The organism is Telluria sp. ZB4P34, assembly GCF_059686055.1.
Genome location: NZ_JCASIF010000012.1, coordinates 49,494 through 66,038, shown reverse-complemented (window position 1 = coordinate 66,038; position 16,545 = coordinate 49,494). Strand labels below are relative to the sequence as shown.

The following is a 16,545-nucleotide window of genomic DNA, read 5'->3' as shown; positions in this document are numbered from 1 at the left end:
AGTCAATGAAACGCGTCAGTCTCACGCAATACCTGGTCGAGGAACAGCGTCTCCACCAGACCATCAACGCCGAACTGCGCCTCCTGATCGAGGTGGTCGCGCGCGCGTGCAAGCGCATCAGCTACTCGGTCAGCAAGGGTGCGCTCGGCGAAGTGCTGGGCAGCGCCGACACCGAGAACATCCAGGGCGAAGTGCAGAAGAAGCTCGACGTGATCTCGAACGAGATCCTGCTCGAGGCGAACGAGTGGGGCGGCCACCTGGCGGCAATGGCGTCGGAAGAGATGGAAACCATCCGCAAGATCCCGAGCCGTTACCCGAAGGGCGAGTTCCTGCTGCTGTTCGACCCGCTCGACGGCTCGTCCAACATCGACGTCAATGTCTCGATCGGCACCATCTTCTCGGTGCTGAAGGCGCCGGAAGGCATGAAGGAACCCAGCGAGCAGGACTTCCTGCAACCGGGCACGCAGCAGGTGGCGGCCGGCTATGCCGTGTATGGTCCGCAGACCATGCTGGTGCTCACCACCGGCAACGGCGTGCAGTGCTTCACCCTCGACCGCGAGATGGGGTCGTGGGTGCTGACCCAGAGCGACATGCAGATCCCGGAAACCACAAAGGAATTCGCGATCAACATGTCGAACAAGCGCCACTGGCATGCGCCGGTGCAGCGCTACGTGGACGAGATGCTGGCGGGCTCCACCGGCCCGCGCGGCAAGGACTTCAACATGCGCTGGATCGCCTCGATGGTGGCCGACGTGCACCGCATCCTGAACCGCGGCGGCGTCTTCATGTACCCGGCCGACATGCGCGATCCCGGCTCGCCGGGCAAGCTGCGCCTGATGTACGAAGCCAACCCGATGGCCATGATCGTCGAGCAGGCCGGCGGCGCCGCCACCGACGGCAAGGGCCGCATCATGGACATCCAGCCGACCAAGCTGCACCAGCGCGTGCCGGTGTTCCTGGGCTCGAAGTCGGAAGTCGAACTGGTGACGCGTTACCACGCCGAATAAGGACCCTTCCGGAAAACTTGACCGTTCGGTAAAAAATGCGGCGTACTTCGATACACACTAGCAAGTTTGCCGCATTGTTTGCTAAAATATGGTTCTTTCACCTGCCCGGCTTGCTGTCGGAGGGCGCGCAGCAGGTCCCGACGGGCCGCTGTGCAGATGGTGAAAAGACAGGCGGGATCCAGGTTTCGCCGCTGTAGCTCAGTCGGTAGAGCAGCGCATTCGTAATGCGAAGGTCACCAGTTCGATTCCGGTCAGCGGCACCAAGATGCAACAAGTAAAAGGCTATATGCTTCGGTATGTAGCCTTTTTCTTTTGCCCGAAGGTAATATAGCGGTGTATTTATATGCCTGAGGCAACGTCAACGGCGTGCCAGCTGCGGTTTCCCATCATGCCGGTTCCGGCGGTTTCCATGGCGTCGGCGACACGGACAGCAATGAGCAAATTCGAACTCTCGAGAGAAGTCGCCGGCAGCAATCTGCGGCCGATGGAAGGCATGCGCGGCTTTGCCGTGTTCCTGGTATTCCTGGTGCATTATGCGAGCCTGGCCGATCCCGATGGTGCGGTGTGGATGTCGACAGTCATCCACAGTATGGGCAATGCCGGTGTCGACCTGTTCTTCGTGTTGAGCGGTTATCTGATCTACGGCAGCCTGGTATCGCGCAGGCAGGCGTTCATGCCCTACATGGCGCGCCGCATCCGGCGCATCTATCCCGCCTTTCTCGCTGTCTTCGCCGCCTATTGCGTGCTGTCTTTCGTGTTTCCCAACGAGAGCAAGATTCCGGACGAGGGCGCGTTCCGCTACCTGCTCCAGAATCTGCTGCTCCTGCCGGGCATGCTGCCGATCGAACCGATGATCACGGTGGCGTGGTCACTGAGCTATGAGATGTTCTTCTATCTCGTCATGCCGGCGGCCGTGTTCTTCCTGCGTCCGCTCGGCACGCACCGGCGCAGCGACGTGGTCCTGGTGGCGGCCTTCCTGACCGTGGTCTATTGCAGCCTGTATGGCGGCCATATTCGCCTGATCATGTTCATGTCGGGAATGCTGCTGTATGAATCGGTCAAGCGCGCGAGGGCGCCGAATGCCGTGGTGGGCGCCTTGGCACTGGTGCTGGGCCTGGCGGCAACCGTGCTGCCGATATCGGGAACGGTCGAAACGCTGGGCCTGTTTGCCGCGTTCTACCTGTTTTGCCTGCATTGCTTCGTGCATCCGGACAGCATCCTGGCGCGCGCGTTCACCTGGACGCCGATGCGCCGTCTGGGGAATATGAGCTATTCGTATTATCTGATCCATGGCCTGGCGCTGAAGGCGGCATTCATGGTGCTGCCGACGGGCCGGATGTTTTTCCTGCTGCTGCCCTTGGCATTCGTGTGGACGCTCGTTCCATCGATGCTGCTGTTCCTGATGGTGGAGCGTCCCTTCTCACTGGCAGCGGCGAAGCCCGCAACAGCGCAACCCAAGGAAAACGAGGCAAGCCTCGGCGGCGCCTGAGTCCCGCCCGCCGCGATGCGCGAACTGGCCGCGAGGCGCAGCCGGCGCTCCCTTCAGCGCGGCAGACCCGCAGGCACGGCCAGCGACGGTATTCCCTCGCGTTTGCCGGACGGCTCGGCGCCGATGATGGGGGCGAACAGGCGCGGGCAGATGCGCATGAGCACGCGGTACAGCACGCTCAGGATGGCCACGATCACCACCGGCATCGCACACCAGTAGAGTGGATACGGGATCGGCTCGCCCAGCTTCTGGTAGGCCACCGACAGCACCAGCATCAGGGGCGCATGGGCCAGGAAGATGAAGAAGCTCAGCTTGCTCTGGGACTGCAGCCAGCGCCCCACGCGCGTATCGTGCAGGAGTGCGGCCGCCGGCCAGATCAGGAAGGGGGCCACCATGCGGAAATAGGTGGTGTTACCGATCCGGAAATAGACCACACACAGGCACAGGACGAGCAAGACGACCAGGCTGGGCAGGGCGTAACGGTCCAGGGCCAGCAGATTCCAGTTGCGCGTCGCTGCCAGTCCGCCGACATAGAACATGAGCGGCATCACATCGCGCAGCACCAGCATCCCGTCCAGGTTGTTGAAGAAAATGAGGAACACCACTGCGAAGCCGATCCATGGCCGAATACGCAACGCGAATCCGAGCAGGGGAGCAAGCAGCATCAGCACGACCAGGTCGCGCAGAAAATTCAGCGGGTAGTTGATCGGAGACTGCGTCAGGCCGAAGGCCGCGTCGAACCACGTCGACAGATCGAAAGGCACGAGCTGGTAACTCATGCTGAGCCCGAGCACGCGTTGGGCCCCGAAGGCGCCTGCCAGGACCGCCAGGTTGAACACCAGGAAAGGCAGGACGATCGTACGCGCCTTCTTGCTAAGCAGTTTCTTCCATTGCTGATCCAGTCCCGAGCGGAACAGGAGATAGCCCGAGATCAGCGTCAGTACCGGCACCGTCGCGCGGAACGCCGCGCTCTGGAAGAAGGCCTTGATGAAGTCGAAGACACCCGGACCGATCTCCTGGATCGGCACATAAGGCGGTGTATGCAGGACAACGACGCCGATGATCATCAGATACCTGAGCATGGCGATGCGGTCGAATACCAGGTTGTGTGCCGTCATGGGAATCTCTACGCGCGCGGGTGTTGGAAGTTACAATTATATTAATTTCTTTTCGGAAGCGGCGCACAAATGGGAAACATTCAGGCCATGGCAGTCCGCGTGTGTGCTCACGCCGGCGGCTGCGGAGGAGACAGGCGAAATCGTTCATTGCGCGAGCGATACCTCAGCTCTGTTAGGCAACGCACGGTCCCAATGGCTGCAACGTTGTATTTTTTGTATCGCGACGCAGTGTCCGATACTGCGCGCATTGTCGGACCGCCACAGGCGACCGCCCACGCAGCGATGATGACGTGTGCGCCAACCGCTGAACTTTTACGTTAGCTTTGGGTCTTGGTTCATGAGAATGGGCCTAGGGCAAGGATCGAAGTTCGGCCTTGAGATAGCGCAGGAAATTCTCGTCTCCTCGCTCCATTAGGGGCGGAATCGAGGAAGAATGTGGTGATAGTCGAGTATCGGTCTAATCGCGTTGGTCTACATTTTTACGAGGGATACATCATGGATAATCAGAAATCTACCGAGGGAAAAGGCAGCGACGCAAGCCGCGAAGGTGCAGGTTCGAGCATCGGCAAGAGCCAGGGTTCCGGCCTGAGCCAGGGCAGCGGTGCATCGGGCAGCAGCCAGAGCAGCTCGTCGGGCAGCAGCCTCGGCAGCACCAACGCTTCGCCAAGCAGCGCCAAGCCGGCTACCGGCTCGAGCAGCGGCGCCGTGGGCGGCAATAGCAATGCCGGCAGCCTGCAAAGCAGCACCCAGGGCTCCGGCAACCTGGGCAGCACCGGCTCCCAGGCTTCCAGCGCAGCCGGCAGCAGCGGCAGCCTGGGCAGCACTAGCGGCAGCCTGAGCAGCACCAGCGGCGGCAACAGCGCCCTGGGTTCGAGCGGCAGCTCCGCAGGCAGCACCACCGGCAGCAGCTCGGGCACCACCGCCAGCAGCAGCGGCAGCATGGGTGGCGCCAGCGCGCAGTCGTCCGATTCGTCGTCGAGCGGCGACCAGTCGCAGTCGCAGGGCGGACAGGGCGGCATCAAGGCTGCCATGTCGAACATCACCCCGGACAAGGCGCACGAGAAAATCGACCAGCTCGCGCAAAGCGCGCAGCCGCTGGTCGACCGCCTGGTCAGCACCGCACACGCCGGTGTCGACCGCCTGACCGGCATGCTGAGCGGCGCCTCGGAAAGCCTGGGCCAGCGCAAAGGCCAGCTGGGTGAAACCTACTCGACCTACTCGACCAAGAGCACCGAGTACGTGAAGACCAACCCGGGCACCGCCCTGCTGGTCGCGGCCGGTGTCGGCTTCCTGCTGGCCAAGCTGCTGGGCGGCTCGAACAGCACCAAGCGTGAAGAGTATCGCTACTACCGCGACTGATCGCTGAGGCGTTCAAGACAAACCCGGCAGGCGTGAGCCTGGCCGGGTTTTTTCTTGCGCTGTCTGCGGCGGTCAGATCAGGTCGCGCAGGAGCTGCGTCGCACGCTGTGTGGAAGCGGCGTCCTGGACCGGCAGATGGATCTCCAGCCACAGCACGCGTTGCGGCGTGCCTTCAGGGTCGAGCGCCACGATGTAGAACACCGGCTGGCCGTCGGCGGCGATCGCCCCATAGATCACCTGATGATAGCTGCCCGCCCTCGGGGCGGGCGGCGCCGATGGCGCCACCAGCTTGAACGTCCTCCCATTCGGTAGCGACGGCACATTGTGCAGCGATGCCAGGCCGCCGATCCGGCTGGCGATCCTTTTCAACTGCGCCGCAGTCGCTGCCGGCGTGTCCCCCGTCCTTGGCTTGAACATCGCCCCGGCGTCATCGAAACGCTGCTCCTGCATGGCGCGGATGAACTGCCCGGCAGGCGCCGGGGACAAGGTGTCGCTGGCGATGGCGGGAAGCGACAGTGCGACACACGCGGCAAACAGGCAGGCGCGGCGAAGGCGGGACCTCATTCTGCGGAACTCCTGACGAGGTGATACGACAGACGAGAATACACGAAGGCGTGGGCTGAACTTGCTCGGATTTCCACAAGGCCGATGAAAAAACGGCGTGCCTTGCCGGGGGCACGCCGTCGTCCGGCCGCATCGTCAGCCGGTGCTTATTTCACCGGATCGATCACGCTTTTCTCTACCTTCGCCGGCGCCTGCTTGCGCCGCAGCCGGCCCATCTGGCGCTTCATGAAGTGCTCGAAGTCATCCACGTAGGTGAACACGGCCGGCACCACCAGCAGGCTCAGCAGCGTGGAAGTGATCAGGCCGCCAATCACGGCGACCGCCATCGGCGAGCGGAAGGCCGCATCACCCGACACGCCCAGCGCCAGCGGCATCATGCCGGCGCCCATGGCGATGGTGGTCATCACGATCGGGCGGCTCCGCTTGTGGCAGGCGTCGACCAGGGCGTCGAACCGGTTCATGCCGGCCTGGCGCGCCAGGATGGCGTAGTCCACCAGCAGGATCGAGTTCTTGGTCACGATCCCCATCAGCATGATCAGGCCGATCATGGTTGGCATCGACAGCGCGTTATGGGTGAGCAGCAGGGCCACGAAGGCGCCGCCGATCGACAGCGGCAGCGCGGCCAGGATGGTCACCGGCTGCATGAAGTCGTTGAACAGCAGCACCAGCACGCCGTAGATGCACAGCACGCCGATGGTCATCGCGATGCCGAAGCTGGCGAACAGGGTCTTCATCTCCTCCGCGTCGCCGAGTTCCGCAATCTGTACCGAGGGCGGCAAATTCTTGAACACGGGCAGGGCGCGCGCTTCCTCGTTCACTTCGCCCAGCGAGCGGCCCTGCAGCTCGACGTCCAGCGTCACCTGGCGGCTGCGGTTGAGGCGGTCGATCTGGGCCGGGCCGCTTTCCATCGTGATGGTGGCCACGTTCGCCAGCAGCACCGGGCCGCGTGCACCCGGCACCGTGAGCCGCCCGATGGCGTCGAGGTCGGCGCGCACCGTGTCCGGCAGCTTGACGCGGATCGGCACCTGGCGCTCGGCCAGGTTCATCTTGGCCAGCGCGATGTCGTAGTCGCCGGCCGTGGCCACGCGCACCGTTTCGCCGATCGCGGCCGCCGTCACGCCCAGGTCGGCCGCGCGTGCGAAGTCCGGGCGCACGATGATCTCCGGACGCACCAGCGAGGCACTGGAGCTGACGTTGCCGATGTTTTGCAAAGTGCGCAGTTCGCGCTCGGCCTGGCGCGCCGTCGTCACCAGGGCTTGCGGGTCTTCGCTGCGCAGCACCAGCTGCATCTTGGTGCCGGTATCGTTGGCGCCGACGTTGAAGCGGGCGCCCGGAATCTGCGACATCTTCGCGCGCAGCCTGCGCTCGATGTCGGACACGCCGACGTCGCGCTCGCCCTTTTCCACCGTGCTCACGGTCAGCACCGCGCGGCGCGCCTCGGCTGCCGCACCCGGGGCGAAGGCGTCGCCGCTGGAGCCGCCGCCGATCGAGCTGAACACGTGCCGCACTTCCGGCACGCTCATCGCCGCCAGCCGCGCCTGCTCGGCGATCGCATGCGTGTCGGCCAGCGTGGAGCCCGGCGGCAGCTCGACCGTGACCTGGGTCTGCGAACGGTCGGACGGCGGCACGAAGCCGGTCGGCAGCAGCGGCACCAGCATGATCGAGCCGACGAAGAACAGGCCCGAGCCAATCGCGGTCACCAGGCGGTGGCGCAGGCACCACTGCATGGCGGCCATGTAGCGGCGCATCAGCGGGCCGTCCTTTTCCTCGCCGAGGTGCTTGGCGGGCTTGAGCAGGTAGGCGGCCATCATCGGGGTGAGCAGGCGCGCCACCACCAGCGAGGCCAGGATGGCGATCACCGCGGTCCAGCCGAACTGCTTGAAGAACTTGCCCGCAATGCCGCCCATGAAGGCGGTGGGCAGGAACACCGCGACCAGCGCGAAGGTGGTGGCGATCACCGCCATCCCGATTTCGTCGGCCGCCTCCAGCGCCGCCTCCATCGGGGTCTTCCCCATGCGCAGGTGGCGCGAAATGTTCTCGATCTCGACGATGGCGTCGTCCACCAGCACACCGATCACCAGGGCCAGCGATAGCAGCGTGACCATGTTCAGGGTGTAGCCGAACAGGTACATGCCCAGGAAAGCCGGGATCACCGACAGGGGCAGCGCGGCGGCCGCCACCAGGGTGGCGCGCCAGTCGCGCAGGAACCACCACACCACCAGCACCGCCAATATGGCGCCTTCGTACAGCATTTCCATCGAGGCGTCGAAGTTCTCCTGCACCGGCGCCGAATTATCGACCACCTGGCGCAGCACCACGTTCGGGTGTTCCTTCTGCAGCGCGGCGACTGCCGCTGCCGCGCCTTGGGCCACGTCGACCTCGCCCGCGCCGCGGGTACGGAACACCTCGAAGCCAACCACTTTGCGGCCGTCGTACTCGGCGACCGCCCGCGGTTCGGACACGGTGTCGCTGACGGTGGCCACCTGGTCGAGCTTCACGTGGCGGCCGTCCGGCAGCGGGATCTCCATCTGCGCCAGTTCCTGCGCCGACTGTACGGTGGCGATGGTGCGCACCGACTGCTCGGCCCCTCCCACGTCGCCGCGCCCGCCGGCCGCTTCGCGCTGCACGTTGCGCAGCTGGCGCGAGACGTCCAGGGCCGACACCTGCAGGGCGGCCATGCGGGCGTCGTCGAGTTCGATCCGCACTTCGCGGGTGACGCCGCCGACCCGCTTGACGGCGCCCACGCCCGGCACGCTCAGCAGCCGCTTGGCCACGTCGTTGTCGACGAACCAGCTCAGTTCCTGGTCGTCCATGGCGCTGCCGGCGCCGGGCGCCGCGGTGGCGACGAAGGTCGTCACCACGCGGCCGGCCGTGGCGGCCTTGGTCACGGTGGGGTCGCGCAGCTCCGGCGGCAGGTCGGCGCGCACCCGGGCGACGGCGTCGCGCACCTCATCGACCGCCTCTCCCAGGTTCTTTTCCAGGATGAATTCGACGGTGATGGTGGCCACGCCGTCGAGCACGTTGGTATAGATGTTCTTGACCCCCTGCAGGGTCGCGACCGAATCCTCGATCTTGCGCGCCACCTCGGTTTCGAGCTGGGCCGGCGCCGCGCCTTCCAGCGTGGCCGAGACGACCACGAAGGGCAGCTCGATGTCCGGGAAGTCCTGGACCTTGTTGCCTTTGAAGGCCAGCAGTCCTGCGAAGGTCAGCAGGACGAACAGCATGATCGCCGGAATCGGGTTGCGGATCGACAGAGCGGAAAAATTCATGATCGAACCCTGCTTCAGCGCGCGGCCTGGCGCGGCGCCGGGACCGCAGGCGCCGCCTTCGCCGGCGCCGCCGGCGCGGGCACGTTGCGCACCAGATCCCCGTCGTTCAGGAAGCCGGCGCCGCGGACCACGATCGGCGTTCCCGCCGCCAGTCCGCCGACGATCTCGATGCGGTCGCCCAGGCGACGCCCCACCGTGACCTTCAGCTGGCTCACGCGGTTGTCGCGGTTGAGGCGGAACACATAGCTGAAGCCGTCGCGCACGGCGACCGCCTGTTGCGGCACGGTGAGGGCATTGGTGGCGCCCAGTTCGAAGCGGCCACTGGCGAACATGCCCGCCTTGAGCGGGGCGTTAGCGGACAGGGAAGGCGGCAGGTCCACATAGACCAGCGCCAGGCGGGTCTGCGGGTCGACGGTCGGCGCTACCGTCCGTACCTTGCCGACGATCTCGCTGCCGCTGGCGGCGCGCACGGAGGCGCGCATGCCCGGCTTGATGCGCCCCAGGTCCTTCGAGGTGACTTCGGCGCGCCATTCCAGGCGGCCCTGGCGGATCATGCGGAACAGTTCCATGCCCGGACCCGCCACGGTGCCGACGGTGGCGTTGCGCGCCGAAATGACGCCGCTATCGGGCGCTACGACGGTGGCATTGCGCTGGCGCAGCTGCTGCTGGGCCAGCGTGGCCTTGGCCGAGCTCACGCGCGCCTGCGCGGTGCGTTCCGCGGTCAGGAGCTGGGTCACCTGCTGCTCGCTCAAGGCGCCGGAGCTGCGCAGGGCGCGTGCACGGTCTGCGTCCGCCTTGGCGGCGCTGGCATTGGCCTGCGCTTCCTGCAGCGCGGCCCGCGCCTGCTCGACGTCGGCGCGCACCGTCTCGCTGTCGAACACGGCCAGGGTTTCGCCCTTCTTGACGACGTCGCCCACGTTCACCCGTACTTCACTCAGGCGCAGGCCGTTCGATTCGCTGCTGATCACCGCTTCCTGCCAGGCCGCGACGCTGCCGTTGGCAGTCAGGCCGACCGGCAAGCTGGTGGTCGCCGGCTGGCCGGTGGTCACGGTCAGCGCTGGGGTGGGCGCGGCGGGCTTTTCGTCCTTGGCGGTGGCCCGCTTCGGCACGGCGAACGCAAGGGCGAAGCATAGCGTCGCGCCGGCGGCGGCGATCAGGGGAAGGGGGATGTGCTGCGGCAGGCGGCGGAGGGTAGGCATGTTCTTCGATGGGCTTCGGAGCAATCCGTCAAGTGTAGCAAAGTTGCAATATATGCGCGTGAATTCGCGTATTGCCGAGGCGATCGTCGGCAATTTCAAACATTCAGCAAACGGTGCAGCGGCTCGGGTGGCTGTTGCGTCCGATGGGGCTGCAGGAGCGGGGTGCGTTTGCGGAGGCGCTGGCGGGTGGACGACTGGCGCTGGCGATGGCGCCGCCACGGCCGCACCGGCAGGCATCGCCGCCGCCGCCGCTGCGGGCCAGCGTGGCCGGCAAGGAAGGAATGGAGGAGGTGGCCCGGCCGGGACCGTTCTTGATGGAAGCGCCGACACCCTCGGCCCGCGCCATGGCGGCCACGGCGCGCAGCAGCCGGCCGATGCCGAACCCCTGCCGGCGCTGCGAGGCAGTGAAGGATTCCAGAACGATTGGCCTTGGGAAGCAATTATTGCGCACTGCAACATAGGCTGCGCAATAGTCACGGGTTGGAAACGCTTCCTTAGAGATTCCTTAACAGTAGTTCTACGGTATTGCACTGCACAATAAATCGCGCTATATTGGAACTGTCTCCTCCAGTTTTCTCCGAGAATTGGATTATCGCCCGCCAGCCGCAAGGTCTGCGGGCGTTTTTTTTTGCGTGTCGCGCTGCTATGCGGCGTCTGCGCCCTGGAAAGACCCGGCGCGCCAGGTCAGCACCAGCGTGTCGCGGTGCCCGTGTTCGTCGAGCGGCTGGATCGGCGTCGATTCGTGGATCACGGCAGCATCGTCGAGCAGCAGCAGGGTCCAGGGTTCGCGCATGGTGAAGCGCTTGCCGGCCGGCCCGTCGGCCTCGAACACCCGCGTCTCCCCGCCCTTGATGCCGGTGCGTCCAATCAGGATCACGGCGACGAAATCGACGCCGTCACGGTGCGCGCCTTCCGGTGTCGGGCGGCCGATGCCGTCGGCGGTATCGATGCGGAACTGGTGCGCTTCCACGTACCAGGGCTGGCGCCCGCGTACGCTCGAGCAGACGTCGCCGAGCGCGCACAGCAGGCGCGCCCAGGCCGGGTTGGCGATGGTCCGGGTTTCGATCGGGGCGAACAGGCGGTGCATGCCGCCGTGCAGGGCGTTGTACTCGACCGGCTGCCAGTGGGCGCGATGCGGCGCCTGCACCAGCGTGTGGCCGGCGTCGTCGCTGTCGTCGATAAAACAGGCGTGGCGCCTGCGGCGGTAGCGGCCCCCGTCCTTGAGGTAGTTGTCGCGTTCCAGCCGGTCCCAGCTCGGCGCCAGGGCCTGCAGCTCGTCCAGGGTGCAGCCGGCCAGGCGCGCCACGTCGAGGGGACGCAGCAGGGCGTAGCCCTCGCTGCGGACGGCGTCGGTCAGCTGCGACAGAGCGGTGAAGGGGAGGTCACAGGTAGTCATCCGCTTAGCGTAGCAGGTTTCCACGCAGCGGATGTGACGCTGGGCAATTCCCTACCAGTTCTTCACGAAGCTGAGGCGGAAGCTGCGCGGCTCGATCGGGTGGAAATGGATGTCTTCGACGCCCTGGGCTTCGCCCGCCAGGCGCGACTCGTAGAAATAGTCGATCGCCGAATCGCGCCGGTTGGCCAGGTTGAAGCCTTCCAGTTCCAGGCGCATGTCCTTGCCGATCCGGTAGCCCACGCGGCCGTTGAGCGTGAGGCTGGGGCGCGAGCGCACGCTGTCGTCTTCGATGAGCGGGCGCGGGCCGAAGTAGCGCAGGCGCAGTGCGCCCGACCACGGGCCGGCACGCTCCACCGTCAGGCCCGCCTGGGCCACGCCTTCCACGGCGCCGGGGATGCGGCGGCCGGCGTCCCGGTCGCCATCCGGGTTGCCGCCGCGCGAACGGCCCCGCGCGTAGGCCGCGTCGAAGTTCAGCGACACCCATTTGTTGGCGCGGAAGATATTCGACACTTCGATGCCGTAGCGGCGGCTCGGATCGCCCGCTTCCGTATTGCCGGCGTCGCCGATATAAGTCAGTTCGGAATCGAAGTCGAGGCGGTACACCGACAGCGTCATTTCCGTCTTCGGGATCGCCACCGTGCGCAGGCCCAGTTCGACGCCACGCGAGCGTACCAGGCCGGGCGTGCGTTCGACCGGGTCGAGGGTTTTCGGGTCGACCGTTGCCACGGTGCCGCGCGCGTCGTTGCTGTGGAAGCCGTGGCCATAGTTGAAGTACAGCTCGCTGTGCTGCCACGGTCCGTAGGCGATACTCAGCGAAGGCGTAACCAGGGTGTCGCGGGCGCGGCCCGCATTCTCCGGGCGGTCGCCGGCGACGCGGAAACGGTAGGCGTTGGCGCGCACGCCGACCACGGTGCGCAGGGCTTCGCTCCACTTGGTCGGATTCTCGAGGTAGACGGCGGCGCTGGTTTCCACGATGTGGTCTTCGCGCGTGGTCCGCAGGCGCTGGCGCGCGCGGGTGTCGTACAGCCCGTTAAAGATATTGTCGTTCTGGAGCTGGAAGCCCACCGTCATGTCGGAAGCCCGGCTGTCGTCCTGGTTCCTGAACACGTGCCAGGTATGGCTGCCGTCCACGCCGGTCGTCACGCGGCGGTCCGGCTGGGCGAACTGGTCGCCGTTGACCGGATCATTCAAAAAGTAGGTGAAGTTCGAATACAGCTCGCCGCGGTTGCGGATCACGTAGGCGCTCAGGCCGGTGGCCTGGTCGTCCGTGGTGCGGCGCCAGCTGCCCGAGAGGCTGCTGCGTTCGGCCTCGCCCCCGTCGCTGGTGTCGATCGTGTCGTAGCGTCCCAGGCGGCCGTCCATGACGGCGCGCAGCGGGATCTGGTCGGTGGCGTTCCAGTGGCCCCGATAATGCATGCCGGTGACGGTCCAGCCATTGTTGGCATAGCCGCGGCTGTAGCGCAGCAGCGCATTGATCTTGCGGTAGCCGTCTGGACGGGTCCAGGGACCGTCGTTGCGCATCAGTTCCAGCGCGTACAGCAGGTTGCCGCCGGCCAGCTCGGGCGAACCGGCCAGCACCGTGCGCGTGTAGTTGTCCTGGCCCAGCGTCACCGATGCCAGCGGCGCCACCAGCCGGCTGGCATACGACAGCGTCACCTTGCCCGCCGAGGAAAAATCGCCATCCGTGGCCGAGTAGGGACCCTTGCGATAGTCGAGGCGGGTGACGAGTTCGGGAATCAGGAAATTCAGGTCGGTCCAGCCCTGGCCGTGTGCGTGGCTGCGCTGGTTGACCGGCATGCCGTCGACCCAGGTCGCGAGGTCGGTGCCGTGGTCCAGGTTGAAGCCGCGCAGGTAGAACTGGTTGGCCTTTCCTTCGCCGCTGTGCTGGCTCGCGATCAGGCCAGGCGTTGCCTCGAGCAGCTCGCCGGGACGGTACACGGTGCGCTGCCCCAGTTCCTTCGCTCCCACCGTGCCGGCGCTGGCCGAATCGGTCTTGCCGATCTGGTTCAGGCGCGATCCCTCGACCAGCACGCGCTGCAGGACGAAGTCATCGGCCAGGGCCGGAGCCTGGACCAGCAGCGCGGCGATGGCGCAGGCAATGGGAGTACGGGGGCAGCGAAGATGCATCAGGGTTTGTCCTTATGGGCTGGTTGTTCGACGGCGGACTGCGTGAAAGTGAGGGAACGGACGGCACCCGCATCGTTGAGGTTGACGGTGTTGACCTGGTTCGGCAGGAAGTCGATCAGCACGCGCTGGTGGATGGCTGCGGTCTTCGACAGCGGCGCGTTCGGCAGTTCCTGGTAGATGACGATGCTTTGCGAGTCGGCCGTCATGCCGACCCAGCGTACCGGCAGGCGCGCATTGTCCTGGCCCTTGAGGAAAAAGCGGTCTTCCACGTACTTGCGCAGCACGGCCTGGTCTTCCGGATCGCCCAGGTCGAACTGGCGCCCGTACATGTTCATCAGGAGCGCCTCGACGTCGTGCGCCATGTAGGTGTGGACGATCTCCGTACTCTGGGTGCGCGGATTGAAGGCGACCTCGGTGATCCCCATGTGGAAGCGGTGCGCATCCGCCGCCACGCTCACGACGAGCAGGGCGGCGGCGCACAGCGCCTTGAAGGAGAGCTTCAGGCGGGACATCATCATTACTCGGCTTTCTTCGCGGCGTCGGGCGCCTTGCTTGCGTCGCTCGGTGCGTCTTTCGGCGGCGCCAGCTTGGTATTGAAGTCGCGCATCAGGTTGCCGTTCGCCGGATCACGCTCGGTCTTGAACAGCTCCAGGCGCGACGGGGCCGGCCTGGCCGGCCACGAGTTGTTGCTCACGTCGATGTCGGCGGTTTCCCAGTACGGGTCCTGGGTCAGGCCCACGATCGGCTCGTCGGTCACGAACAGCTTGGTGATCTTCTTCGGCGAGTAGCGCCATACTTCGGCCGGGATGCGCTCGATGGTCTTCTTGCCGCTCCTGGTGGTGATCTCCACGATCAGCGGCATGACCAGGCCGCCCTTGTTCGAGAAGTCCACCAGGGTCAGGTGCTTGCCTTCCTTGAGCAGGGCTTTTTCCCAGTCTTCCAGGCCCGCCATCGTCTCGTTGTAGCGGTTGCGGTCCTTGTTGGTGACGGTGAAGTCGTCGTTCTGGTTGTAGAAGTCCTTCAGCTCCGGGAAGCGGTCGACACGGCGCTGCATGCCCTTGTTGCGCTGGTCGGTGACCGAGATCGGCTCTTCCTGCTTGCGCGCCCGTGCCCAGGCCTTCTCGACTTCCGGATCCTTGCTGCTCACCGTGTACTCGGTGACGCCGTCCACGCTGATGTCCACCGCATCCGTGGTATAGAACCAGCCGCGCCAGAACCAGTCGAGGTCCGTGCCGGAGGCGTCTTCCAGGGTGCGGAACAGGTCGGCCGGAGTCGGGCGCTTGAATTTCCAGCGCTCGGCGTATTCCTTGAAGGCGAAGTCGAACAGTTCGCGGCCGAGGATGGTCTCGCGCAGGATGCTCAGCGCGGTGGCCGGCTTGCCATAGGCATTGTTGCCGCGCTGGAGGGTGGACTCGGCATTCGTCATGATCGGCACCTGGTTGGTGCTGCGCATGTAGTCGGCGATGTGGCGGGCTTCGCCGCGGCGCGACGGGTAGTTGTCTTCCCAGGCCTCCTCGGCCAGGAACTGCAGGAAGCTGTTCGTGCCTTCGTCCATCCAGGTCCACTGGCGCTCGTCCGAGTTGACGATCATCGGGAAGTAATTGTGGCCGACCTCGTGGATGATGACGCTGATCAGGCCGTACTTGGTCCCCTTCGAATAGGTGATCTCGCCGGTCTTCTTGTCCTTGACCGGGCGGCCCGCGTTGAACGAGATCATCGGGTATTCCATGCCGCCGATCGAGCCGTTTACGGAAATCGCGGTCGGGTAGGGATAGTCGAAGGAATACTTGTTGTACTGCTCGATGGTGTGGATCACCGCCGCCGTCGAGTAGCGCTCCCACAGCGGGTTGCCTTCTTTCGGGTAGTAGGACATCGCCAGCACGTCCTTGTCGCCGCTCTTGATACCCTGGGCATCCCAGATGAACTTGCGGCTCGAGGCAAAGGCGAAGTCGCGTACGTCGCGCGCCTTGAAATGCCAGGTCTTGCTTGCCTTATTGTGAGCACCTGAGCGGCTCTTTTCTGCGGCTTCGGCTTCCGCCTGGGTGACGATCACGACCGGCTTCTTCGCCGTGCGCGCCTGGCGCAGGCGCTCGCGCTGGGCGGCAGTCAACACCGCATCGGCGTTCTGCAGTTCGCCGGTGGAGGCGACGATGTGGTCGGCCGGGACGGTCAGCTGCACGTCGTAGTCGCCGAATTCCAGCGTGAATTCGCCGTCGCCCATGTACTGCTTGTGCTGCCAGCCCTTGACATCGTAGTAGGCCGCCATGCGCGGGAACCATTGGGCGGACAGGATGATGTCGTTGCCGTCGTCGAATTTTTCAAAGCCGGTGCGGCGGCCGACGACGTTCGCCTCGGGGATGTTGAAGGTCCAGGCCAGGTTGAAGGACACGCGCGCGCCGGGCTTCAGGGGCTGCGGCAGGTCGATCCGCATCATGGTCTTGTTGACCGTGTGGCGCAGGGCGCGGCCATCGCTGCCGGTCACGCCCGTAACCTGGATGCCGCCTTCGAAGCGCCGCTGTTCGAGCGTGGCCTTGAGGGCGTCGAACTTGACGCCGTCATTGCCGCGCGCTTGCCAGGCCTCGCGCGAGGGCAGGGTGCTGATGCGGCGGTTGTCCGAATCGGAGCGGAACATGTTCTGGTCCAGCTGTACCCACAGGTAGGACAGCGTGTCCGGCGAATTGTTGTGATAGGTGACGCTGCCCGAGCCGGTGATGGCGCGCTTGTCTTCGTCGAGGGTGGCGCGCAGGCGGTAGTCGGCACGCTGCTGCCAGTAGCGGTGGCCCGGCGCGCCGGAGGCGGTGCGGGTGTCGGTGGCGGTCGGCAGCAGCTCGTCGAGCTGGCGGAATTTGTCGTCAAAAGCTGGCGCGGCCAGTGCGCTCGTCGCCAGGAACATGGTGGCCAGCGCCACCTGCAGTTGCTTCATCTTCATGCGAATTTTTTTATAAAATCATTTTCAATAAACAAACGGCAGGGCGCGAAGCCCTGCCGGTCGTGAAAGCGATGGCGCGGGCCCAGGC

General features: G+C 65.4%; 11 protein-coding genes and 1 tRNA gene. 4 read left to right on the top strand and 8 right to left on the bottom strand.

Annotation, left to right across the window (positions count from 1 at the left end; translation table 11 throughout):
• The first annotated feature begins 5 nt into the window (after positions 1 to 5).
• The 3 genes from AC56KL_RS17810 (at position 6) to AC56KL_RS17800 (ending at position 2,496) form a co-directional block, all read left to right on the top strand.
• The gene (locus AC56KL_RS17810) at positions 6 to 1,007 is read left to right on the top strand and encodes a class 1 fructose-bisphosphatase (protein ID WP_497181506.1); all 1,002 of its coding nucleotides are present in this window, start codon (positions 6 to 8) and stop codon (positions 1,005 to 1,007) included.
• Positions 1,008 to 1,194: 187 nt separating this feature from the next.
• Positions 1,195 to 1,270: transfer RNA gene (locus AC56KL_RS17805), tRNA-Thr, on the top strand.
• Positions 1,271 to 1,350: 80 nt separating this feature from the next.
• The gene (locus tag AC56KL_RS17800; RefSeq protein WP_497181505.1) at positions 1,351 to 2,496 is read left to right on the top strand and encodes an acyltransferase family protein; all 1,146 of its coding nucleotides are present in this window, start codon (positions 1,351 to 1,353) and stop codon (positions 2,494 to 2,496) included.
• 53 nt (positions 2,497 to 2,549) lie between these two features.
• Here the strand turns inward: AC56KL_RS17800 and AC56KL_RS17795 are convergent, their stop codons facing one another.
• Positions 2,550 to 3,614: an acyltransferase family protein gene (locus AC56KL_RS17795; RefSeq protein WP_497181504.1), complete on the bottom strand. Its 1,065-nt coding sequence runs from the start codon at positions 3,612 to 3,614 to the stop codon at positions 2,550 to 2,552.
• 495 nt (positions 3,615 to 4,109) lie between these two features.
• On the opposite strand from AC56KL_RS17795, the gene AC56KL_RS17790 reads away from it, so the two are divergent.
• On the top strand, positions 4,110 to 4,973 hold the full coding sequence (locus tag AC56KL_RS17790) for a hypothetical protein (RefSeq protein WP_497181503.1): 864 nt from the start codon (positions 4,110 to 4,112) through the stop codon (positions 4,971 to 4,973).
• 72 nt (positions 4,974 to 5,045) lie between these two features.
• On the opposite strand, the gene AC56KL_RS17785 is transcribed toward AC56KL_RS17790, so the two are convergent.
• From AC56KL_RS17785 to AC56KL_RS17755, 7 genes are all read right to left on the bottom strand, one after another.
• Positions 5,046 to 5,537, bottom strand: coding sequence for a hypothetical protein (locus AC56KL_RS17785; RefSeq protein ID WP_497181502.1), 492 nt, complete (start codon positions 5,535 to 5,537; stop codon positions 5,046 to 5,048).
• 146 nt (positions 5,538 to 5,683) lie between these two features.
• Entirely contained in the window at positions 5,684 to 8,806 is a 3,123-nt protein-coding gene (locus AC56KL_RS17780; protein WP_497181501.1) for an efflux RND transporter permease subunit, read from the bottom strand.
• Between the two features lie 14 nt (positions 8,807 to 8,820).
• Positions 8,821 to 10,005 carry an efflux RND transporter periplasmic adaptor subunit gene (locus tag AC56KL_RS17775; protein ID WP_497181500.1) on the bottom strand — a complete coding sequence of 395 codons (1,185 nt, stop codon included), beginning with the start codon at positions 10,003 to 10,005 and terminating at the stop codon, positions 8,821 to 8,823.
• A gap of 643 nt (positions 10,006 to 10,648) precedes the next feature.
• Positions 10,649 to 11,401, bottom strand: a complete 753-nt coding sequence (locus AC56KL_RS17770) for a 2OG-Fe dioxygenase family protein (RefSeq protein ID WP_497181499.1) — start codon at positions 11,399 to 11,401, stop codon at positions 10,649 to 10,651.
• Positions 11,402 to 11,452: 51 nt separating this feature from the next.
• A complete protein-coding gene (locus AC56KL_RS17765) occupies positions 11,453 to 13,528 on the bottom strand; it encodes a TonB-dependent receptor (RefSeq protein WP_497181498.1) in 2,076 nt (691 codons plus the stop codon).
• A complete protein-coding gene (locus AC56KL_RS17760) occupies positions 13,528 to 14,046 on the bottom strand; it encodes a DUF6702 family protein (RefSeq protein ID WP_497181497.1) in 519 nt (172 codons plus the stop codon). The genes AC56KL_RS17765 and AC56KL_RS17760 overlap by 1 nt, the downstream gene beginning before the upstream one ends.
• Positions 14,046 to 16,457 (bottom strand): M1 family metallopeptidase, encoded by a 2,412-nt coding sequence (locus AC56KL_RS17755; protein ID WP_497181496.1) that lies wholly within the window; start codon positions 16,455 to 16,457, stop codon positions 14,046 to 14,048. The genes AC56KL_RS17760 and AC56KL_RS17755 overlap by 1 nt, the downstream gene beginning before the upstream one ends.
• Between the last annotated feature and the right edge of the window lie 88 nt (positions 16,458 to 16,545).